This window comes from Pseudomonas sp. WS 5532 (assembly GCF_012985445.1).
Taxonomy (GTDB): Bacteria; Pseudomonadota; Gammaproteobacteria; order Pseudomonadales; family Pseudomonadaceae; genus Aquipseudomonas; species Aquipseudomonas edaphica.
On record NZ_JAAQWK010000024.1, the window covers coordinates 52,794 to 72,456 of the forward strand.

The window sequence follows — 19,663 nt, forward strand, 5'->3', positions numbered from 1 at the left end:
AGCAATGGTCAACAGGTGGCGTGTGCTGGAAGCCGCACGAGAAATTCGCGCAGGCGCGGTGATTGCCTATCCGACCGAAGCGGTCTGGGGCCTGGGCTGCGACCCGTGGAATGAAGACGCGGTGGACCGGCTGCTGGCGATCAAGAATCGCTCGGTCGACAAGGGGCTGATCCTGGTGGCGGACAATATCCGTCAGTTCGATTTTCTGTTTGAAGACTTCCCGGACACCTGGATCGACCGCATGGCCAGCACCTGGCCGGGGCCGAATACCTGGCTGGTGCCGCATCAGGGCATGTTGCCGGAATGGGTGACCGGTGTGCATGACACCGTGGCGCTGCGGGTCAGTGATCATCCGTTGGTTAGGGATTTATGCGCGCAGGTGGGGCCGTTGATCTCTACCTCAGCCAACCCGCAAGGCCGCCCGGCGGCGCGTACGCGGATTCGTGTGGAGCAGTATTTCCGTGGCCAAGTGGATTTGGTGCTGGGTGGTGCCCTGGGTGGGCGCAAGAACCCGAGCCTGATTCGTGATTTGGCGACGGGTGAGGTAGTGCGGCCGTCTTGAGACCGAGGCGCGGCCATCGCGGGCAAGCCCGGCTCCCACAGGGGAATGCATTCCAAATGAGGGAGCGGGCTTGCCCGCGATGGGGCCCTTACAAACGCGGAAGATCTTAGAGACTTATGGCAGCAAAATGGTCGACCCGGTCGTCCTGCGCCCCGACAACTCCGTCTGCGCCTTCGCCGCATCCGCCAGCGCAAACCGCTGGTTGATATCAATACGCACCTTGCCGCTCTTGATCATTGCGAACAGATCATCGGCCATCGCCTGCAAGTCTTTCGGGTTGCTGGCGTAAGTCGCCAGTGTCGGCCGAGTGACATACAACGAGCCCTTCGCCGCCAGAATCCCCAGGTTCACGCCATCCACCGCGCCCGACGCATTGCCGAAACTCACCACTAAACCCCGTGGCGCCACGCTGTCCAGCGAGGTCAGCCAGGTATCTTTGCCAACGCCGTCGTACACCACCGGGACTTTTTTGCCGTCGGTCAATTCCAGCACGCGCTGTGCGACGTTTTCCTTGCTGTAGTCGATGGTTTCCCAGGCGCCGAGGGATTTGGCCAGTGCGGCTTTTTCCGGCGAACTCACGGTGCCGATCAGCTTCACGCCCAGCGCCTTGGCCCATTGGCAGGCCAGCGAACCCACGCCACCGGCAGCGGCGTGGAACAGAATGGTTTCGCCACCCTTCAACTCGTAGGTCTGACGCAGCAGGTACTGCACGGTCAGGCCCTTGAGCATCGCGCCAGCCGCCTGTTCGAAGCTGATAGCGTCCGGCAAGTGCACCAGGTTGGCGGCAGGCAACACATGCAGTTGGCTGTACGCACCCAGTGGGCCACTGCCGTAGGCCACGCGGTCACCGACCTTGAACTGCGTGACCTCGCTGCCAACCGCATCCACCACGCCAGCGCCTTCTGCGCCAAGGCCCGATGGCAAGGCTGGCGGCGCATACAGGCCGCTGCGGAAATAGGTGTCGATGAAGTTCAGGCCGATGGCCTCGTTCCGTACACGCACCTGCTGTGGCCCAGGTTCTGCCGGGGTGTAGTCCACATACTCAAGCACTTCGGGGCCACCATGGGCGCTGAACTGGATACGTTTGGCCATCTGCACTTCTCCTGAGGTCGAATCGCGTAGCCCCCTATCCCACTCCTAAGCTTGATCTTCGTCAACTGCGGCGCGGTCGGGTGCAGTGGTATCCTGTGCGCCCATTTGCCGCCGACGCCCAATGGCCTCGCGTAGCTTTGCCCGATTCAAGGTGATGCCATGACTACCCGCACCGAGGCTGTAAAGGCCTACCTGCTTGACCTGCAAGACCGCATTTGCAGCGCCCTGGAAACCTTCGAGACGGATACTCGCTTTATCGAAGACGCCTGGACCCGGCCTGCCGGCGGCGGCGGTCGCACCCGTGTGATCGAAAACGGTTCGGTGATCGAAAAAGGCGGCGTCAACTTTTCCCACGTCTTCGGCAGCGGCCTGCCACCGTCCGCCAGCGCGCATCGCCCGGAACTGGCTGGGCGTGGCTTTGAAGCCCTCGGCGTGTCGCTGGTGATCCACCCGCACAACCCGCATGTGCCGACGTCCCACGCCAACGTGCGCTTTTTCATCGCCGAAAAAGACGGCGAAGAGCCGGTGTGGTGGTTCGGTGGCGGCTTCGACCTCACGCCCTACTACGGCAATGAAGAAGACTGCATCCACTGGCATCGCGTGGCCGAGCAGGCCTGTGCGCCGTTTGGCGCGGATGTGTATTCGCGCTACAAGGCCTGGTGCGACACCTACTTCCATATCAAGCACCGCAACGAACCGCGCGGCATCGGCGGCCTGTTCTTCGATGACTTGAACGAGTGGGGCTTCGACACCTGCTTCGCCTTCATCCGTGCCATCGGCGATGCCTACATCGACGCCTACCTGCCGATCGTGCAGCGTCGCAAGGCCATGGCTTACACCGAGCAGCAGCGCCAATTCCAGGAATTCCGTCGTGGCCGCTACGTCGAATTCAACCTGGTCTACGACCGGGGCACCCTGTTCGGCCTGCAATCGGGCGGGCGTACCGAGTCGATCCTGATGTCGCTGCCGCCGCAAGTACGCTGGAGCTACGACTGGAAAGCCGAAGCCGACAGCGAAGAAGCGCGCCTCACTGATTACTACCTGCAAGACCGCGACTGGTTGGGCCTTGCTGCGCCCAAGGCGGCTGTCTGATGGACCGTTATGTGGTGTTCGGCAACCCCATTGGCCACAGCAAGTCGCCGTTGATTCACCGCATGTTCGCCGAGCAGACCGGTGAGCAACTGGACTACAGCACCCTGCTCGCGCCGCTGGAGGATTTCACCGGCTGTGCCCGTGAGTTCTTTGCACAAGGCCGTGGCGCCAACGTCACCGTGCCGTTCAAGGAAGAAGCCTACCGCCTGGCCAACAGCTTGACCGAACGCGCCCAGCGCGCAGGCGCCGTGAACACCCTGAGCAAGCTCGCCGACGGCAGCTTGTTGGGCGACAACACCGACGGCGCCGGCCTGGTGCGCGACCTCACGGTGAACGCCGGGCTTAGCCTGCAAGGCAAACGCATCCTGCTGCTGGGCGCCGGTGGCGCCGTACGCGGGGCGTTGGAGCCATTACTGGCTGAGCAACCTGCGTCGCTGATCATCGCCAACCGCACCGTTGAAAAAGCCGAACTGCTTGCCGAGCTGTTCGACGATTTGGGGCCGGTGTCGGCCAGCGGTTTCGATTGGCTGCGTGAGCCGGTGGACGTGATCATCAATGCCACGTCTGCCAGCCTGTCAGGCGATGTACCGCCGATTGCCGGCAGCCTGATCGAACCGGGCAAGACCTTTTGCTACGACATGATGTACGCCAAGGAGCCATCAGCGTTCTGTCGCTGGGCTGCTGAGCAAGGCGCGGCGGTGGCGATGGATGGTTTGGGCATGTTGGTGGAGCAGGCCGCAGAAGCCTTCTTCCTGTGGCGCGGCGTGCGCCCGCAGTCGGCGCCGGTGTTGGCTGAGTTGCGACGGCAGTTGGCTGCGGCATAAATCTAAAAGTGAACACGGTCAAAATGTGGGAGCTGGCTTGCCTGCGATGGCGGTGGATCAGATACAGTTGGGCTGGCTGATCCACCGCCATCGCAGGCAAGCCAGCTCCCACAGTTTTCACCGCATTCAGTCTTCGAAATGGATGGGGCAGTTGTCGGCCCCTTCCAGCTTTTTCAGTTCCTCGACGACTTGCGGCCTGGCCCGGCGCAACGTCAGGCTACGCCCCATACCCGCCAACCGCCGCGCCTCCTGGTGCAGCATCTCCACCCCGGAATAGTCGATAAAGTTAATTTGCTGCGCCTCGATCACCACCCGCTCGCCCTGCAGGCTTTGCAGCCGCACTTGCAGGTAATGGCTGGCGCCGAAGAAGATCGAACCGCCTACCCGCAACACATCCTCATCACCGTCGCGCCATTGCTGAACCCGCGGCTGTGAGGTGCGTTTGAGGTAGAAAAACAACGATGCCAGCACGCCCGCGTAAATCGCCGTTTGCAGCTCCAGCAGCAAGGTCGCGACGCACGTCAGGCTCATCACCACAAACTCGGCGCGGCTGACGCGGAACAGCGCGCGAATGCCACGATGATCCACCAGGCCCCAGCAAATCAGCAGGATGCTTGCGGCCATGCTCGGGATCGGGATGTGCGCGATCAAGGCCGCGCCAAATAACGCAAACAATGCCACCCAGAGCGCGGAAAACACGCCCGCCAACGGCGAGCAGGCACCCGCTTCATAGCTGAGGCCGGAGCGGGTGAAGGAGCCGGCCGACAAGTACCCGGAAAAAAAGCCGCCGACGATATTGGATAAACCCTGCGCGCGGACTTCCTGGTTGGCGTCGAGCAATTGTTGCGAGCGCGCCGACAACGAGCGCGCAATCGACAGGCTGGTGACCAGCCCAAGCATGCCCACCGCCACGGCGCTGGGCAGCAGGCGCAGAAGTATATCCAGGTCCATCGGCAGCGGGCTGAACGGTGGCAGTTTGCCGATAAACGAACTCACCCGCGCCACATGCCCGAACATCGCCGGCCAAAGCCACGCCACCAGGCTGCCAAGTGTCAGGGCAATCAACAGTGTTGGCCAACGCGGGACCAGGTATTTGAGCAGCGCGCCCACCAGCAAGGTGCCCAGGCCCAGCGTCAGTGAGGCGTGGTCCCATTCACCGGCATGGTCCACCAGTGCCAGCAAGCTATTGATCGCCGTGGCCTGGCTGGGCAAATCCAGCCCCAGCAAGTTGGGCAATTGCCCCAAGGCAATCACCACGGCAGCGCCCAGAGTGAAACCCAGCACCACCGAATGCGAGACGAAATTCACCAGCGCGCCAAAGCGCAGCATGCCCAGCAGCCACTGGAACACACCGGCGAGGAATGTGAGCAACAGGATCAGCGTGATGTAGTCCTGAGAGCCTGGAACGGCCAGCGGACTGACGCTGGCGTACAGGACGATGGAAATCGCCGCCGTCGGGCCGCAGATCAGGTGCCAGGAGGAGCCCCACAGGCAGGCGATCAAGACGGGGATGATGGCGGCATACAGGCCGTATTCGGGTGGGAGCCCGGCGATCAGCGCGTAGGCAATGGACTGCGGCAAGGCGAGCACGGCGCCGCTGAGCCCGACAATCGCGTCCCGGCCGACGCTGGCGCGGGTTTGGCGCGGCAGCCAGGCAAGGAAGGGGAAGAGAGTGTGGCGGTTGGGCCGGGGCATCGCAGACTCGGTAGAAAGGTTTAGCTCAGAGTATCAGTACACCTAAGTCTCTGTGGGAGCAGGCAAGCCAGCTCCCACAGGGATGCGCGGCGGCCCTTAGAGTTTGGCTTTTACGGCAGACAGTGCGTCTTTACCGTCGAGGGTTTTTACGCCATCCAGCCATGTGTCCAGTACCGCCGGGTTGGCTTTGATCCACGCTTTTGCCGCGTCGGCATTGCTGACTTTATTGTTGGCCACCTGGGCCATGATGCTGTTCTCCATCTCCTGGGTAAAACTCAGGTTGGTCAGCAATTTTCCTACGTTCGGGCAGGCCTGGGCATAACCCTTGCGGGTCAAGGTATACACGCTGCCGGTGTCACCAAAATATTTCTCGCCGCCTTTGAGGTAATGCATTTTCAACTGCACGTTCATCGGGTGCGGCGTCCAGCCGAGGAAGGTCACGAACTTCTGCTTTTTCACCGCCCGCGACACTTCGGCCAGCATCGCCTGCTCGCTCGACTCGATCAGCTTCCACTGGCCCAGGTCGAAGTCATTCTTCTTGATGATCTCCTGCAGCGAGATGTTCGCCGGCGCGCCGGAGCCAATGCCGTAGATCTTCTTGTCGAACTTGTCGGCAAATTTGTTCAGGTCGGCAAAATCATGCACACCGGCGTCCCACACATAGTCCGGCACGGCGAGGGTGAATTCGGTGCCGTCGAGGTTTTTCGCCAGTTGCACCACATCGCCATTGGCCACGAACTTGTCGTAGAAACCCTGCTGCGCCGGCATCCAGTTGCCCAGGAACACATCCACCTGGCCATCCTTGAGCCCGCCAAACGTGATCGGCACCGCCAGGGTGTCGACCTTGGCCTTGTAGCCCATGCCGTTCAACAGGAAACCGGTGATGGCATTGGTGGCGGCGATATCGCTCCAGCCTGGATCGGCCATTTTTACCGTTTCGCAGCTAGCGTCTGCGTACACATTGGCGCTGCCCAGCACCAACATACTCAGTACCACGGTCAACTTTTGCATGGCCTTCCCTCTGTCTATTTATTGGTTTTGGCAGGGTTGTGGATAACGTGCCTTGCGCTCCAGGTCGTCGAGGTCGATATGGTTGCGCATGTATTGCTGACTGGCGTCCACCAGTGGCTGGTGATCCCAGCTCTTCAGCTTGCCTTGGGTCAGTGCCTCGAACACCAGGCGGCGACGGCGTTGGCTGGCGAGCACCTGCTGGTGGATCGCCGGGATGTCCCATTTGGCCCGCGCCTCATTCAAAAACGCCTCGAACAGTGGCCGGTGTTCCGGTGACTGGCTGAGGTCTTCCCGTTCATGCGGGTCGTTGTGTACATCGAACAGTAGACAAGGGTCGTCTTCGCTGTAGATGAATTTGTAGGCGCCGCGCCGAATCATCATCAGTGGGCTGATGGTGCCTTCGGCCATGTATTCGCCAAACACTTCGTCGTGCCCGCCCTGCCCTTGCAGGTGCGGGACCAGCGAACGGCCGTCCAGCGCCAGGCGCGGGTCCAACTCGCCGCCGGCCAGTTCCACCAGGGTGGGCAGCAGGTCGGCGGTGGACACGGCGTTGCTCACGCGGCCCGCCGCAAACTGGCCTGGCGCACTCACCAGCAGCGGCACGCGGGCGGCCATTTCGAACCAGTGCATTTTGTACCAGAGGCCTCGCTCGCCGAGCATGTCGCCGTGGTCGCCGGAGAAGATGATGATCGTGTCGTCGGCCAGGCCGGTGTCTTCCAGGGTTTGCAGGAGCTTGCCGACATTGCTGTCGATATAGCTGCACGCGCCGAAATACGCGCGGCGCGCAACGCGGATCTTGTCCACAGGCAGCGGCTTGTCCCACAGGTCGTAAACCTTGAGCAGGCGCTGGGAGTGCGGGTCGAGATCGCCTTGCGCGGGGGTTGCCGGCATTGGGATGTCGTTGTCGTCGTACAGGTCCCAGAACGGCTTGGGAATGGTGTACGGGTCGTGTGGGTGCGTCATCGACACGGTGAGGCAGAACGGCTGGTTGCCGTCTTCACGGATATGGTCAAACAGATACTGCTGGGCTTTGAACACCACCTCTTCGTCGAAATCCAGCTGATTGGTGCGCACGCACGGCCCGGCTTGCAGCACCGACGACATGTTGTGGTACCAGGTGGGGCGCACGTGCGGTTCATCCCAGTTCACCGCCCAGCCATAGTCGGCCGGGTAGATGTCGCTGGTCAGGCGTTCTTCATAGCCGTGCAACTGGTCTGGCCCGCAGAAATGCATCTTGCCCGACAGCGCCGTGCGGTAACCGAGGCGGCGCAGGTAGTGGGCATAAGTGGGTACATCGGCGGGGAAATCGGCGGCGTTGTCGTAGGCGCCAATCTTGCTCGGCAACTGGCCGCTGACCAGGGTGAAACGCGAAGGCGCGCACAGCGGGCTATTGCAGTAGGCGGCGTCAAACACCACGCCCTGTGCAGCCAGGCGGCTCAGGTTCGGCAACTTGATCGGGGAAGGTCCGTAGAACGGCAGCATCGGCGCGGCCATTTGATCGGCCATGATGAAAAGAATGTTCTTGCGCTTCATGATCTATCGGCATTCCATAGGCGGTGTTTATGCGAATGAGCATGCAGCCCATGGAAAATGGGGTAAAGCCCATGGAAAGCAATGTCTAGGATAAGCACAGCTTATGTATGAAGCCCTCGGTGATCTGTCCCTCGACCTGCTGCGTGCCTTTGAAGCCGCGGCGCGCCATCGCAGCTTTACCGCCGCCGCGATGGAGTTGGGCACTACGCAGCCGGCCATCAGCCAGCAAATCAAGCGCCTTGAAGAGCAACTGGCGATCCGCCTGTTCGATCGCATCTACCGAGGCATCGAACTGACGGATGCGGGCGCGCTGTTGTTTGAACAGGTGCAAGGCGGTTTGCAGGCCATCAACCAAGGCCTCAGCACGATCACCCAGCAGAACCAGCACGAAGTGCTGCAAGTGGCCACCGACTTCGCTTTCGCCGCCTATTGGCTGATGCCGCGCCTGCATCGCTTTCACCAGGCCAACCCGCAGGTGGATGTGAGCCTGGTGACCAGCGAACGCAACCACGCGACTTTGCGCAGCGATATCGACGTGGCGGTGTTGTTTGGCGATGGGCGTTTCAAGCAGGGCGAGAGCTTGTGGCTGTTCAACGAGGAAGTGTTTCCGGTGTGCAGCCCGCAGTGGCTCAAGGCTCAATCCACGCCACTGACGGTGCAAAATCTGCACGATTACCCGCTGCTGCACCTGCGCCAGGAAAACAACAGCCAGTGGTTCGACTGGAGCGGCGTGTTTCGTGAGTTGGGCATCACCACGGCGCCCACGCCTGGGCAATTGCGCTTCGACAATTACACCCTGCTGATCCAGGCGGCGATTGCCGGCCAGGGCGTGGCCATCGGTTGGCGGCACTTGGTGGATAACCTGCTGGAACAGAACTGGCTGTGCCGGCCGATCAATGACACGGTGATCTCGCGCTTCGGTTATTACGTGGTGCAGCCCCAGCGCAAACGCCGGGGGCAACTGGTCGAGCGCTTTGTCGACTGGCTGGTGGCCGAGCAAGCCAGCAGCGCGCAGTCGTTGACCGGGCTGGCCCTGCCGTCGATTGCGGTCTAGGATCGGCGCATATTGGATCCGGATTTCGTCATGCAACGTATCAAGGGCTACCACGCCCATATCTACTTCGACGCCAGCACCATCGACCAGGCGCGCAAGCTCTGCGAGGACGCAGCCAAGCTGTTCCCGCTGAGCATGGGCCGTGTACACGAAAAACCGGTCGGCCCCCACCCGGACTGGAGCTGCCAGCTGGCATTCGAGCCGGAATACATCGGCGTGGTGTTGCCCTGGCTGGCGCTGCATCGTGATGGGTTGGTGGTGTTCCTGCACCCGGACACCGGCGATGACCTCAAGGATCACACCGATTACGCGATCTGGATGGGCGCGATGCGCGAGCTGAACCTGTCTATTTTTTAACCACTGTTGCACCTGATCCCATCACCCTGAGCTAAGGAGATGGGATTTTTTATTACAAAAACCCAATATATGGGACTGTTATTTATATATTGAGATATCGCCAGTCATAGGTTTATATTCGCCCATCAGCTTTTTCAGCACCCACTCATTTCAGGTGAAGCGATGCAGGCGCAATTGATCGCGCTCGACTGGGGGACCAGCTCCCTTCGTGCTTACAAACTCGGCCCGGCTGGCTGTGTGCTCGAACAGCGCGCGTTGGCGTTCGGCATCATGCACCTGCCCAGCGAACCCCGGGTCATTGCTGGCGTGCTGTGCAGTGACGGCTTTGAGTTGGCGTTCGATGCGGCCTGCGGCGACTGGCTCGACGCGCAGCCCGGCCTGCCGGTGATTGCCTGCGGCATGGTCGGCAGCGCCCAAGGCTGGAGCGAAGCGGCCTATCGGCAAACGCCCGTCGACGTCGCCAGCCTCGGCCAGGCCTTGCACCCTGTGCGCAGCCTGCGCGGGGTGCAGGTGCATATTGTGCCGGGTGTGATCGAGCGGGTCGGCTTGCCCAATGTGATGCGTGGCGAAGAAACTCAAGTGCTGGGTGTGCTGCAAGGCCTGGGCGCCGACGTGTTGATCGGCCTGCCGGGCAGCCATTCCAAATGGGTCGAGGTGGTTGAAGGCTGCATCACCCACTTCGACACATTCATGACCGGTGAGCTGTTTGCGGTACTCAGTAAGCACAGCATTCTCGGGCGTACCCAGCAACAGTCCGAAAAATTCCAGGTCGCGGCGTTTGATCGTGGCGTCCACGTGGCGCTGTCAAACGACGGCCAGCGCGGCGTGCTGTCGACCTTGTTCAGCGCTCGTACCCTGGGGTTGACCGGCGAACTGGCGCCAGACGAGCAGCCCGATTATCTGTCCGGCCTGCTGATCGGCCACGAACTCGCCGGTTTGCCGCAGCAGGCCAAACACAAGCCTATCGTCCTGGTCGGCGCTGCCGACCTCTGCGCCCGCTACCAACGCGCCCTTGCCCTCTGCGGCTTCGTCCACGTCAGCCTCGCGCAGGAAGCCACCGCGCGCGGCCTGTGGCAGTTGGCCGTCGCTGCTGGGCTCACTCAACCTGTACAGGAGGCCTGACATGCTCAAGCAAGCACTCGCACACAACGGTTTGATCGCAATCTTGCGCGGCGTGCGCCCGGATGAAGCGCAGGCGGTCGGCCAGGTGCTCTATGAGGCCGGTTTTCGCGTGATCGAAGTGCCACTGAATTCGCCGGACCCTTACACCAGCATCCGCACCCTGCGCGACACCTTGCCCGCCGATTGCCTGATCGGCGCGGGCACCGTGTTGACCCCGGAACAGGTCGAGCAGGTCAAAGCCGCCGGCGGCCAAGTCATCGTCATGCCCCACAGCGATGCCAAGGTATTGCGTGCCGCCAAAGCGGCGGGGCTGTTCCTGTCGCCGGGTGTGGCGACGCCGACCGAAGCCTTCGCCGCTCTGGCCGAAGGCGCGGATGTTTTGAAGCTGTTCCCGGCCGAGCAAATGGGCCCGGCGGTGATCAAGGCGTGGCTGGCGGTATTGCCGACCGGTACCTTACTGCTGCCGGTGGGCGGCGTGACCCCAGGCAACATGCAGGTGTATTTCGACGCTGGCGCCAAGGGCTTTGGCCTGGGTTCCGGGTTGTTCAAACCGGGCATGTCGGTGGACCAAGTGGCGAGCAATGCCCAGGCCTATGTCGCGGCCTGGAACGCGCTTAACTGAACTCAAGGTTTGCGCCCCTGGCGCTGCATCGATAAGAGAGATAAGAAGATGAAAATCACCAAACTGACCACCTTTATCGTCCCGCCGCGCTGGTGCTTCCTCAAGGTCGAGACCGACCAGGGCGTGACCGGTTGGGGTGAGCCTGTGGTGGAGGGCCGCGCCCACACCGTGGCCGCCGCCGTTGAAGAACTTTCCGACTATTTGATCGGCAAAGACCCACGCAATATCGAAGATATCTGGACCGTGCTCTATCGCGGTGGCTTTTACCGTGGCGGCGCGGTGCACATGAGCGCCCTCGCCGGTATCGACCAGGCGCTGTGGGACATCAAGGGCAAGGCGCTCGGCGTGTCGGTCAGCGACCTGTTGGGTGGCCAGGTGCGTGACAAGATCCGCGTGTATTCCTGGATCGGCGGCGACCGCCCCGCCGACACCGCCCGTGCCGCCAAAGAGGCCGTGGCCCGTGGCTTCACCGCCGTGAAAATGAATGGCACCGAAGAATTGCAGTTCGTCGACAGCTTCGAGAAAGTCGACCTGGCATTGGCCAACGTTGCCGCCGTGCGCGATGCGGTCGGGCCTAACGTCGGCATCGGCGTCGACTTCCATGGCCGCGTGCACAAGCCCATGGCCAAGGTGCTGATGAAAGAGCTGGACCCGTACAAGCTGATGTTTATCGAAGAGCCGGTGCTCAGCGAAAACTACGAAGCGCTCAAGGAACTGGCGCCGTTGACCAGTACGCCGATTGCCCTGGGCGAGCGGCTGTTTTCCCGTTGGGACTTCAAGCGTGTGCTCAGCGAAGGTTATGTCGACATCATCCAACCGGACGCGTCCCACGCTGGCGGCATCACCGAAACCCGCAAGATCGCCAACATGGCCGAAGCCTACGACGTGGCCCTGGCCCTGCACTGCCCGCTGGGTCCGATTGCCCTGGCGGCGTGCCTGCAATTGGACGCGGTTTGCTACAACGCGTTTATTCAGGAGCAAAGCCTGGGTATTCACTACAACGAGAGCAACGACCTGCTCGATTACGTGCGCGATCCAGGCGTGTTCGACTATGACAAAGGCTTCGTGAAGATCCCCAACGGGCCGGGCCTGGGCATTGAGATCAACGAGGAATACGTGATCGAACGCGCCGCCATCGGCCACCGCTGGCGCAACCCGATCTGGCGGCATGCCGACGGCAGCTTTGCCGAGTGGTGATTGCTCACTGAAGGAACCGGATCAACTGTGGGAGCTGGCTTGCCTGCGATAGCGGTCCGCCTGTGCCAGATCAGTTAGCTGATGCACCGCCATCGCAGGCAAGCCAGCTCCCACAATGACCGCGCCCCGTCCTCAATAAACATAAGAAGAGGCAACCCCATGCACCCTGAATCCTTCACCGGGCAGGCTTCTCTCGTCACGCCTAGCAGAAAGCGTTTCTTCATCATGGTGCTGCTGTTTATCACCGTGGTGATCAACTACCTCGACCGCAGCAACCTGTCGATTGCCGCCCCGGCACTGACCAGCGAACTGGGGATCGACCCGGTGCATGTCGGGCTGATCTTCTCCGCGTTCGGCTGGACCTACGCCGCCATGCAGATTCCCGGCGGCTGGCTGGTGGACCGCGTGCCGCCGCGCATTCTCTACACGGCTGCCCTGCTGTTGTGGTCTATCGCCACGGTAATGCTGGGGTTTGCGGCCAGCTTTATCGCGCTGTTTGTGCTGCGCATGGCCGTCGGCGCCCTGGAAGCACCGGCCTATCCGATTAACAGCCGCGTGGTCACCACTTGGTTCCCCGAGCGTGAGCGTGCCACCGCGATTGGCGTTTACACCTCCGGGCAGTTTGTCGGGCTGGCGTTCCTCACGCCGGTGCTGGCCTGGCTGCAACACGCGTTTGGCTGGCACATGGTGTTTGTCGCCACCGGTGGCGTCGGCATCCTGTGGGCGTTGATCTGGTACGCGGTGTACCGCGAGCCGAAAGATTTCAAAGGCGCCAACGCGGCAGAAATCGAGCTGATCCGCGAGGGCGGCGGCCTGGTGGATATGCAGGCGAAAGCGGTCAAGGCGCCGTTCAGTTGGGTCGACCTCGGGACAGTGCTGAGCAAGCGCAAGCTGTGGGGCATCTACCTGGGGCAGTTCTGCCTGAACTCGACGCTGTGGTTTTTTCTGACGTGGTTCCCGACCTACCTGGTGAAATATCGCGGCATGGACTTCATCAAGTCCGGCCTGCTGGCCTCGCTGCCATTCCTCGCTGCGTTTATCGGCGTGCTGTGTTCTGGGGTTTTTTCTGATTGGCTGATTCGCCGGGGTACGTCGGTAGGGTTTGCGCGCAAGCTGCCGATCATTGGTGGGTTGCTGATTTCCACGGCGATCATCGGCGCCAACTATGTGGACTCGACGGCCTGGGTGATTGCGTTTCTGGCGCTGGCGTTCTTTGGCAATGGCCTGGCATCGATCACCTGGTCATTGGTGTCGACCCTGGCGCCGGCGCGGTTGTTGGGGTTGACGGGTGGGGTGTTTAACTTCATCGGTAACTTGTCGGCGATTACCACGCCGATAGTGATTGGCTTTCTGGCCAGTGGGGATTCGTTTGCGCCAGCGATTACCTATATCGCGGTGCTGGCATTGCTGGGGGCGCTGTCCTACGTGTTGCTGGTGGGCAAGGTCGAGCGCATCGAGCTGTAAATCCATTGTTTGAGTGGACCGAAACCCTGTGGCGAGCGGGCTTGTTGTGGCGAGCGGGGTTGCCCCGCGTTGGGCTGCGCAGCAGCCCCAATAAAGCCACTGCGGTTTTTCCAGATGGAACCGTGTTGTCTGGTTTTGGGGGCGCTTCGCACCCCAACGCGGGGCAAGCCCGCTCGCCACAACAGCTCCCCGCCACAAAAGCTTTGCTGGGCTAGTAGAGGGCGCCATCCAGGATTTGATAGACGATGCTGGTGCCGATGGCGATCAACACGATATCGCCGCCGGAACGACGCCATTCATACCCTGGGTATTGCGGCAGATGGGCCAAGGCGCGGTTGTCGAGGCGTTCGCCGTAGTAGTTGCGTGGCAGCGGTTGGCCCCGCACCAGACGCACGCCAGGAGGTGGTGGCGCCCCACGGCGGAAGTCGTTGTGGTTGTCACGGATCACCTGGCGCACGGGGCCGAAGTCCTGTGGCGGGCCACGACGGTTATCCTGCGGGCCGCGATGGTCGTCGCCGCGCTGCTCGTACTGGCCTTGCGGGCCGCCACGGCCTGGGCCATCGCCGCGTTGGTCGGGCGGCGCGGCCTGCGCCAGGGCACTTGCGCCGAGCATCAACACGCCAAGACCTGCGATCAAGCGTTTAGGCATTTTCATGGGGGCTTTCCTCAGTACTGCACGAACAAAAAAGGGATTTCGAACGAGGCTCGAAATCCCTTGGTCTTGTCAGTTTAGGTACTGGATTGCCCGGATGATTCCTCTGTATCAGGAACTTTACCCATTGCTACACGCCGCTTACGTACGGGCGTTACGGACACCTTCCGACAGCGCCGCGCAGAGGCTCAATACGCCATCAATTGCTTGCTGATCATTTTTCGCATTGGCGATGTGATCGATCAGCGCCGAACCGACCACCACACCGTCTGCCAGACGGGCGATAGCGGCGGCTTGTTCCGGTGTGCGAATACCAAAGCCGATGCTGATCGGCAGGTCGGTATGCCGACGCAGGCGCGTTACCGCTTCCTCGACGTGTTCCAGGGTGGCGGCACCGGCACCGGTCACACCGGCCACCGACACGTAATACACAAAACCGGAGCTGCCGTTAAGCACGGTCGGCAGGCGCACGTCATCAGTGGTCGGCGTGGTCAGGCGGATAAAGTCGATGCCTGCCGCCTGGGCCGGGTCGCACAGCTCGCCGTTATGCTCGGGCGGCATGTCGACCACGATCAGGCCGTCGACACCGGCTTCTTTGGCGTCAGCGATAAACGTGGGCACGCCGTATTTGTGGATCGGGTTGAAGTAACCCATCAGCACCAGTGGCGTGTCCTGGTTGTCTTTGCGGAACTCGCGAACCATCTGCAGGGTTTTCAGCAGGTTCTGTTTGGCTTCCAACGCACGGATGTTGGCCAGTTGAATCGCCGGGCCGTCGGCCATCGGGTCGGTGAAGGGCATGCCCAGCTCGATCACGTCGGCACCGGCGGCGGGCAAGCCCTTGAGGATCGCCAGCGAGGTGTCATAACCCGGGTCGCCGGCGGTGACGAAAGTCACCAGGGCGGCGCGGTTTTGTTCTTTCAGTTGCGCAAAACGGGTTTGCAGGCGGCTCATCAGTGTTTCTCCTGCTTTGACTGCTCTTGTTGAGAGTGTTCCATATGGTGCATCACGGTCTGCATGTCTTTGTCGCCACGGCCGGACAGGTTGACCACCATCAGGTGATCTTTCGGCAAGGTCGGTGCGCGCTTGAACACTTCAGCCAGGGCATGGGCGCTTTCCAGTGCAGGAATAATCCCTTCCAGGCGGCAGCATTTGTGGAAGGCTTCGAGGGCTTCGTCGTCGGTCACCGAGGTGTACTGAACACGGCCGATATCATGCAACCAGGCGTGTTCAGGGCCGATACCTGGGTAGTCGAGGCCGGCGGAAATCGAGTGGGCGTCGATGATCTGGCCGTCGTCGTCCTGCAACAGGAAGGTGCGGTTGCCGTGCAGCACGCCCGGTACACCACCGTTGAGGCTGGCGGCGTGCTTGCCGGTTTCGATGCCGTGGCCGGCGGCTTCAACGCCGATGATTTCGACGCTGGTGTCATCCAGGAACGGGTGGAACAGGCCCATGGCGTTGGAACCACCGCCGATGCATGCCACCAGGCTGTCCGGCAGGCGGCCTTCCTGGGCTTGCAGCTGGTCGCGGGTTTCCTTGCCGATCACGGCCTGGAAATCGCGCACCATCGCCGGGTACGGGTGGGGGCCGGCCACGGTGCCGATCAGGTAGAAAGTGCTGTCGACGTTGGTGACCCAGTCACGCAGGGCTTCGTTCATCGCGTCTTTAAGGGTGCCGGTGCCGGCGACCACCGGGATCACTTCTGCGCCCAGCAGCTTCATACGGAACACGTTGGCCTGCTGGCGCTCGATGTCGGTGGTGCCCATATAGATCACGCAATCGAGGCCAAAGCGCGCCGCCACGGTGGCGGTGGCCACGCCGTGCATGCCCGCGCCGGTCTCGGCGATGATGCGTTTTTTGCCCATGCGCCGCGCCAGCAGGATCTGGCCGATGCAGTTGTTGATCTTGTGCGCGCCGGTGTGGTTGAGCTCTTCGCGCTTGAGGTAGATCTTGGCGCCGCCACAGAACTCGGTCAGGCGCTCGGCGAAGTACAGCGGGCTTGGGCGCCCGACGTAGTCGCGTTGGAAGTAGGCCAATTCTTCGTTAAAGGCCGGATCGATCTTGGCCGCTTCGTATTCGCGGGCCAGGTCGAGGATCAATGGCATCAGGGTTTCAGCGACGTAGCGGCCGCCGAACGTGCCAAACAGGCCGTTGGCGTCGGGGCCGTTGCGAAGGTCGGTCTGGGACTGAGTCATGGGGCGCTCCAGGAAAGAAGGTGAGGAGAGGCAATGACGGCCACTCTACCCCTGACGCGCCAGGCTGAAAACCGATAAGATCGCCACAACCTGTCAGGAAAACTCACAGATGAGCCGAGACCTACCGCCCCTCAATGCCCTGCGTGCGTTTGAGGCCACCGCCCGCTTGAACAGCGTCAGTCAGGCAGCCGAGCAACTGCATGTGACCCATGGCGCGGTCAGTCGCCAGTTGAAGGTGCTGGAAGAGCACTTGGGTGTCAGCCTGTTCGCCAAAGACGGGCGCGGCCTTAAACTCACAGATGCAGGCGTTCGGCTCAGGGATGCCAGTGCCGAAGCGTTCGAGCGTTTAAGGGATGTTTGCGCCGAACTGACCCAGGCCAGCGCTGATGCGCCTTTTGTGCTCGGCTGCTCGGGCAGCTTGCTGGCGCGCTGGCTGATTCCGCGCCTTGGCCGCTTGAACGCAGACTTGCCCGACTTGCGTCTGCACCTGTCGGCGGGTGACGGCGACCTCGACCCACGGCGCCCCGGCCTGGATGCCCTGCTGGTTTTTGCTGAGCCGCCATGGCCAGCGGACATGCAGGTGTATGAGTTGGCCAGCGAGCGCATTGGCCCGGTAATGAGCCCGCGCTTCGCCGGTTACGAACGCCTGCGCCAGGCGCCGCCCCACGCCCTGTGCGGTGAAGCCTTGTTACACACCACCTCGCGCCCGCAGGCCTGGCCCATCTGGGCGCAGCAACATGACATCGAGCCCGGCGCGTTGAAGCACGGCCAGGGTTTTGAGCATTTGTATTATTTGCTGGAGGCGGCGGTGGCGGGTTTGGGTGTGGCAATTGCGCCCGAACCGCTGGTGGCAGAGGACCTGCGAGCGGGTCGCCTGGTGGCGCCGTGGGGTTTCAGTGAAACCCCGGCGCACCTGGCGTTGTGGCTACCCAAGCGCGCCGCAGACGGGCGCCCGGGTCAGTTGGCGCAGTGGCTCAAGGCTGAGCTGTTGCGCCAGCCAGTTTAGTCACCGCGTTTGCACAGCAGGTAAGCCGCCAACAGGCCCAGCGCGCCAACGGCAACGCCGGCGGTAGTCCATGGGTGCTCTTGTGCGTAGTCACGGGTTGCCGCGCTGGTTTCGCGGATTTTGACTTTGCTTTCTTCATAGGCATCGCTGATCAGGTGGCGGGAATGCTTGAGGGCATTCTCGGCATTGCTTTTCAGGGCCTTCAGCGTTTTGCGCGACTCATCGGACGCATCGTCCTTGAGGCTCTCAAGGGACTTGAGCAGGCTCGAAATCTCGGCTTCCATGCTTTCCAGCGACGCTTTGCGTAAAGAAGTGTTGGCCATGTGGAACTCTCCTGAAGTGATTGAGTGGCATGTGTAGATACCGACTCCACGGTTTTCAGAAAGTGCAGTAAATCTGAACTTTCGAGTGGGATTGGTCGCCAGAAGCAGTACGAAGATTCACTGCTACGCTCACTAGAGACCTCAGGAGAAACGTTATGTCTGATCATCACACCTACAAGAAAGTCGAACTGGTCGGCTCCTCGACCACCAGCATCGAAGATGCCATCAACAACGCCATCGCTGAAGCGCACAAGAGCATCAAGCACCTGGAGTGGTTCGAAGTGACCGAAACACGCGGCCATATCAAGGACGGCAAGGCCGCGCACTTCCAGGTCACGCTCAAGGTGGGATTCCGAATTGCCAGTAGTTGATCCCGTGAGTTGAACTTGCTGACTGGCCGATTGCCATAACCTGCGCTACAACCATTGGGTGCCGACGCCATAAGCGTCGGCACGCACTTTTCGATCAGCGCAAGGAAAGTAACGGATGAAGAAGTTCCTGTTAGCGGTAGGTTTGTTGAGCATTGCGGGCACTGCCCTGGCGGCGGGCAAGCCTTGTGAAGAGCTGAAAGGTGAACTCGCGGCGAAGCTCGACGCTAAAGGTGTTCAGCATTATTCGCTGGATGTTGTCGACAAAGGCGCGGCGGCCGATGGCAAAGTGATTGGCAGCTGCGAAGGCGGCACCAAGGAAATCGTCTACAAGCGCGGTTAATCCCGTGCAGACATGAAACGACGCACTTGTGGCGAGGGAGCTTGCTCCCGCTGAGTGCGCAGCGCTCCCTTTCTTTTGGGGCCGCTACGCAGCCCAGCGGGAGCAAGCTCCCTAGCCACAGGTGCGTCGTTTTTTTCGCCTGCGGGTAATCAGCCCTTCATCACCTGCGCCAGCAGCTCGTAGGAATGAATCCGGTCGGCATGCTCATACAGGTCGCTGGTAAAGATCAGCTCATCGGCGCCGGTTTGCTCGATCAACACTTCCAACTTCGCACGGATCTTCGCTGGGCTACCGACCATGGCCAGGCCAAGGAAGCTGCCCACCGCGTCTTTTTCATGGGGCAGCCACAGGCCGTCCATGGTTTTCACCGGCGGGCGTTGCACCAGGCTTTGCCCGCGCATCAGCGCCAGGATGCGTTGGTACACGGAAGTGGCCAGGTAGTCGGCCTGCTCGTCGGTATCGGCGGCCACCAAGGGAATGCCAAGCATCACGTAGGGCTTGTCCAGCACGGCTGAAGGCTTGAAGTGATTGCGGTACACGCGAATCGCCTCGTGCATCAAGCGGGGTGCGAAATGGGAGGCGAAGGCGTAGGGCAAACCACGCTCACCGGCCAGTTGTGCGCTGAACAGGCTGGAACCGAGCAGCCACACCGGCACGTTGGTGCCGGTACCGGGTACGGCGATGATCCGTTGGTCGGGCGTGCGTGGCCCCAGGTAGGCCATCAGTTCGGCCACATCTTCCGGAAACTCGTCAGCGCTGCCGGAGCGTTCACGGCGCAGGGCGCGGGCGGTCATCTGGTCGGAACCGGGGGCGCGGCCCAGGCCCAGGTCGATACGGCCGGGGTACAGGCTTTCCAGGGTGCCGAACTGCTCGGCAATCACCAACGGCGCGTGGTTGGGCAGCATCACACCGCCGGAGCCGACGCGAATCGTTGAGGTGCCACCGGCCAAATAACCCAGCAGCACCGAAGTGGCCGAGCTGGCGATGCCGTCCATATTATGGTGTTCAGCTACCCAGAAACGGTTGTAGCCGAACTTTTCCACGTGCTGGGCCAGGTCCAGCGAGTTGCGCAATGACTGCGCGATGCTGCCGTTGGCGCGCACGGGCACGAGGTCGAGGGTCGAGAACTTCACGTCGGACAGCGATTTCATAAG

General features: G+C 61.6%; 21 protein-coding genes. 12 read left to right on the forward strand and 9 right to left on the reverse strand.

All coding sequences use genetic code 11. The annotated features are described in order from the left end of the window. The first annotated feature begins 4 nt into the window (after positions 1–4). Complete coding sequence (locus tag HBO23_RS28795; RefSeq protein WP_017135149.1) at positions 5–562, forward strand: L-threonylcarbamoyladenylate synthase; 558 nt, start codon at positions 5–7, stop codon at positions 560–562. Between the two features lie 114 nt (positions 563–676). Here HBO23_RS28795 and HBO23_RS28800 read toward each other — a convergent pair whose 3' ends face one another. Beyond that, positions 677–1,654 (reverse strand): NADPH:quinone reductase, encoded by a 978-nt coding sequence (locus HBO23_RS28800; protein WP_170040606.1) that lies wholly within the window; start codon positions 1,652–1,654, stop codon positions 677–679. A gap of 159 nt (positions 1,655–1,813) precedes the next feature. On the opposite strand from HBO23_RS28800, the gene hemF reads away from it, so the two are divergent. Further along, positions 1,814–2,746 (forward strand): oxygen-dependent coproporphyrinogen oxidase, encoded by a 933-nt coding sequence (hemF, locus tag HBO23_RS28805; RefSeq protein WP_017135151.1) that lies wholly within the window; start codon positions 1,814–1,816, stop codon positions 2,744–2,746. Then, positions 2,746–3,570 carry a shikimate dehydrogenase gene (aroE, locus tag HBO23_RS28810; protein WP_170040607.1) on the forward strand — a complete coding sequence of 275 codons (825 nt, stop codon included), beginning with the start codon at positions 2,746–2,748 and terminating at the stop codon, positions 3,568–3,570. Before hemF ends, aroE begins: the two co-directional genes overlap by 1 nt. A gap of 126 nt (positions 3,571–3,696) precedes the next feature. Here the strand turns inward: aroE and HBO23_RS28815 are convergent, their stop codons facing one another. The 3 genes from HBO23_RS28815 to betC form a co-directional block, all read right to left on the reverse strand. Further along, the gene (locus HBO23_RS28815; RefSeq protein ID WP_170040608.1) at positions 3,697–5,265 is read right to left on the reverse strand and encodes a SulP family inorganic anion transporter; all 1,569 of its coding nucleotides are present in this window, start codon (positions 5,263–5,265) and stop codon (positions 3,697–3,699) included. A gap of 96 nt (positions 5,266–5,361) precedes the next feature. After that, a complete protein-coding gene (gene choX, locus HBO23_RS28820) occupies positions 5,362–6,276 on the reverse strand; it encodes a choline ABC transporter substrate-binding protein (RefSeq protein WP_138453765.1) in 915 nt (304 codons plus the stop codon). 18 nt (positions 6,277–6,294) lie between these two features. Then, positions 6,295–7,809, reverse strand: coding sequence for a choline-sulfatase (gene betC / locus HBO23_RS28825; protein WP_170040609.1), 1,515 nt, complete (start codon positions 7,807–7,809; stop codon positions 6,295–6,297). 103 nt (positions 7,810–7,912) lie between these two features. Here betC and HBO23_RS28830 point away from each other — a divergent pair, with 103 nt between their 5' ends. The 6 genes from HBO23_RS28830 to HBO23_RS28855 all read left to right on the forward strand — a co-directional run bounded on the left by HBO23_RS28830 (position 7,913) and on the right by HBO23_RS28855 (position 13,625). Next, a complete protein-coding gene (locus HBO23_RS28830; protein WP_170040610.1) occupies positions 7,913–8,863 on the forward strand; it encodes a LysR family transcriptional regulator in 951 nt (316 codons plus the stop codon). Between the two features lie 30 nt (positions 8,864–8,893). Next, the gene (locus HBO23_RS28835) at positions 8,894–9,220 is read left to right on the forward strand and encodes a DOPA 4,5-dioxygenase family protein (RefSeq protein ID WP_026013770.1); all 327 of its coding nucleotides are present in this window, start codon (positions 8,894–8,896) and stop codon (positions 9,218–9,220) included. A 162-nt stretch (positions 9,221–9,382) separates the two neighbouring features. Continuing rightward, the gene (locus HBO23_RS28840) at positions 9,383–10,342 is read left to right on the forward strand and encodes a 2-dehydro-3-deoxygalactonokinase (protein WP_170040611.1); all 960 of its coding nucleotides are present in this window, start codon (positions 9,383–9,385) and stop codon (positions 10,340–10,342) included. 1 nt (position 10,343) lies between these two features. Next, positions 10,344–10,964 (forward strand): 2-dehydro-3-deoxy-6-phosphogalactonate aldolase, encoded by a 621-nt coding sequence (locus tag HBO23_RS28845; RefSeq protein WP_017137928.1) that lies wholly within the window; start codon positions 10,344–10,346, stop codon positions 10,962–10,964. A gap of 48 nt (positions 10,965–11,012) precedes the next feature. Continuing rightward, positions 11,013–12,161 (forward strand): galactonate dehydratase, encoded by a 1,149-nt coding sequence (gene dgoD, locus HBO23_RS28850; protein WP_017137927.1) that lies wholly within the window; start codon positions 11,013–11,015, stop codon positions 12,159–12,161. 159 nt (positions 12,162–12,320) lie between these two features. Beyond that, positions 12,321–13,625 (forward strand): MFS transporter, encoded by a 1,305-nt coding sequence (locus tag HBO23_RS28855; RefSeq protein ID WP_170040612.1) that lies wholly within the window; start codon positions 12,321–12,323, stop codon positions 13,623–13,625. A gap of 211 nt (positions 13,626–13,836) precedes the next feature. Here HBO23_RS28855 and HBO23_RS28860 read toward each other — a convergent pair whose 3' ends face one another. The 3 genes from HBO23_RS28860 to trpB form a co-directional block, all read right to left on the reverse strand. Continuing rightward, entirely contained in the window at positions 13,837–14,280 is a 444-nt protein-coding gene (locus HBO23_RS28860) for an anti-virulence regulator CigR family protein (protein WP_017137925.1), read from the reverse strand. A gap of 138 nt (positions 14,281–14,418) precedes the next feature. Then, complete coding sequence (gene trpA, locus HBO23_RS28865) at positions 14,419–15,228, reverse strand: tryptophan synthase subunit alpha (protein ID WP_017137924.1); 810 nt, start codon at positions 15,226–15,228, stop codon at positions 14,419–14,421. Then, the gene (gene trpB, locus HBO23_RS28870) at positions 15,228–16,469 is read right to left on the reverse strand and encodes a tryptophan synthase subunit beta (RefSeq protein WP_170040613.1); all 1,242 of its coding nucleotides are present in this window, start codon (positions 16,467–16,469) and stop codon (positions 15,228–15,230) included. The genes trpA and trpB overlap by 1 nt, the downstream gene beginning before the upstream one ends. Before the next feature lie 109 nt (positions 16,470–16,578). Here trpB and HBO23_RS28875 point away from each other — a divergent pair, with 109 nt between their 5' ends. Beyond that, entirely contained in the window at positions 16,579–17,475 is an 897-nt protein-coding gene (locus HBO23_RS28875) for a LysR family transcriptional regulator (RefSeq protein WP_170040614.1), read from the forward strand. On the opposite strand, the gene HBO23_RS28880 is transcribed toward HBO23_RS28875, so the two are convergent. Next, positions 17,472–17,798: a DUF883 family protein gene (locus HBO23_RS28880; RefSeq protein WP_003187304.1), complete on the reverse strand. Its 327-nt coding sequence runs from the start codon at positions 17,796–17,798 to the stop codon at positions 17,472–17,474. The genes HBO23_RS28875 and HBO23_RS28880 overlap by 4 nt on opposite strands. A gap of 155 nt (positions 17,799–17,953) precedes the next feature. Between HBO23_RS28880 and HBO23_RS28885 the strand changes: the two genes are divergently transcribed. After that, positions 17,954–18,169, forward strand: coding sequence for a dodecin (locus HBO23_RS28885; RefSeq protein ID WP_016969657.1), 216 nt, complete (start codon positions 17,954–17,956; stop codon positions 18,167–18,169). A 115-nt stretch (positions 18,170–18,284) separates the two neighbouring features. Beyond that, complete coding sequence (locus HBO23_RS28890; protein WP_017137921.1) at positions 18,285–18,509, forward strand: DUF1161 domain-containing protein; 225 nt, start codon at positions 18,285–18,287, stop codon at positions 18,507–18,509. A 149-nt stretch (positions 18,510–18,658) separates the two neighbouring features. Here the strand turns inward: HBO23_RS28890 and HBO23_RS28895 are convergent, their stop codons facing one another. Continuing rightward, positions 18,659–19,660 carry an LLM class flavin-dependent oxidoreductase gene (locus HBO23_RS28895; RefSeq protein WP_017137920.1) on the reverse strand — a complete coding sequence of 334 codons (1,002 nt, stop codon included), beginning with the start codon at positions 19,658–19,660 and terminating at the stop codon, positions 18,659–18,661. Positions 19,661–19,663 lie beyond the last annotated feature (3 nt).

Excerpts from the sequence above, each read along its gene's own strand:
- HBO23_RS28795 (WP_017135149.1), top strand. The coding sequence starts at position 5 with ATGGTCAACAGGTGGCGTGTGCTGGAAGCCGCACGAGAAATTCGCGCA.
- HBO23_RS28800 (WP_170040606.1), bottom strand. The coding sequence starts at position 1,654 with ATGGCCAAACGTATCCAGTTCAGCGCCCATGGTGGCCCCGAAGTGCTT.
- hemF (WP_017135151.1), top strand. The coding sequence starts at position 1,814 with ATGACTACCCGCACCGAGGCTGTAAAGGCCTACCTGCTTGACCTGCAA.
- aroE (WP_170040607.1), top strand. The coding sequence starts at position 2,746 with ATGGACCGTTATGTGGTGTTCGGCAACCCCATTGGCCACAGCAAGTCG.
- HBO23_RS28815 (WP_170040608.1), bottom strand. The coding sequence starts at position 5,265 with ATGCCCCGGCCCAACCGCCACACTCTCTTCCCCTTCCTTGCCTGGCTG.
- choX (WP_138453765.1), bottom strand. The coding sequence starts at position 6,276 with ATGCAAAAGTTGACCGTGGTACTGAGTATGTTGGTGCTGGGCAGCGCC.
- betC (WP_170040609.1), bottom strand. The coding sequence starts at position 7,809 with ATGAAGCGCAAGAACATTCTTTTCATCATGGCCGATCAAATGGCCGCG.
- HBO23_RS28830 (WP_170040610.1), top strand. The coding sequence starts at position 7,913 with ATGTATGAAGCCCTCGGTGATCTGTCCCTCGACCTGCTGCGTGCCTTT.
- HBO23_RS28835 (WP_026013770.1), top strand. The coding sequence starts at position 8,894 with ATGCAACGTATCAAGGGCTACCACGCCCATATCTACTTCGACGCCAGC.
- HBO23_RS28840 (WP_170040611.1), top strand. The coding sequence starts at position 9,383 with ATGCAGGCGCAATTGATCGCGCTCGACTGGGGGACCAGCTCCCTTCGT.
- HBO23_RS28845 (WP_017137928.1), top strand. The coding sequence starts at position 10,344 with ATGCTCAAGCAAGCACTCGCACACAACGGTTTGATCGCAATCTTGCGC.
- dgoD (WP_017137927.1), top strand. The coding sequence starts at position 11,013 with ATGAAAATCACCAAACTGACCACCTTTATCGTCCCGCCGCGCTGGTGC.
- HBO23_RS28855 (WP_170040612.1), top strand. The coding sequence starts at position 12,321 with ATGCACCCTGAATCCTTCACCGGGCAGGCTTCTCTCGTCACGCCTAGC.
- HBO23_RS28860 (WP_017137925.1), bottom strand. The coding sequence starts at position 14,280 with ATGAAAATGCCTAAACGCTTGATCGCAGGTCTTGGCGTGTTGATGCTC.
- trpA (WP_017137924.1), bottom strand. The coding sequence starts at position 15,228 with ATGAGCCGCCTGCAAACCCGTTTTGCGCAACTGAAAGAACAAAACCGC.
- trpB (WP_170040613.1), bottom strand. The coding sequence starts at position 16,469 with ATGACTCAGTCCCAGACCGACCTTCGCAACGGCCCCGACGCCAACGGC.
- HBO23_RS28875 (WP_170040614.1), top strand. The coding sequence starts at position 16,579 with ATGAGCCGAGACCTACCGCCCCTCAATGCCCTGCGTGCGTTTGAGGCC.
- HBO23_RS28880 (WP_003187304.1), bottom strand. The coding sequence starts at position 17,798 with ATGGCCAACACTTCTTTACGCAAAGCGTCGCTGGAAAGCATGGAAGCC.
- HBO23_RS28885 (WP_016969657.1), top strand. The coding sequence starts at position 17,954 with ATGTCTGATCATCACACCTACAAGAAAGTCGAACTGGTCGGCTCCTCG.
- HBO23_RS28890 (WP_017137921.1), top strand. The coding sequence starts at position 18,285 with ATGAAGAAGTTCCTGTTAGCGGTAGGTTTGTTGAGCATTGCGGGCACT.
- HBO23_RS28895 (WP_017137920.1), bottom strand. The coding sequence starts at position 19,660 with ATGAAATCGCTGTCCGACGTGAAGTTCTCGACCCTCGACCTCGTGCCC.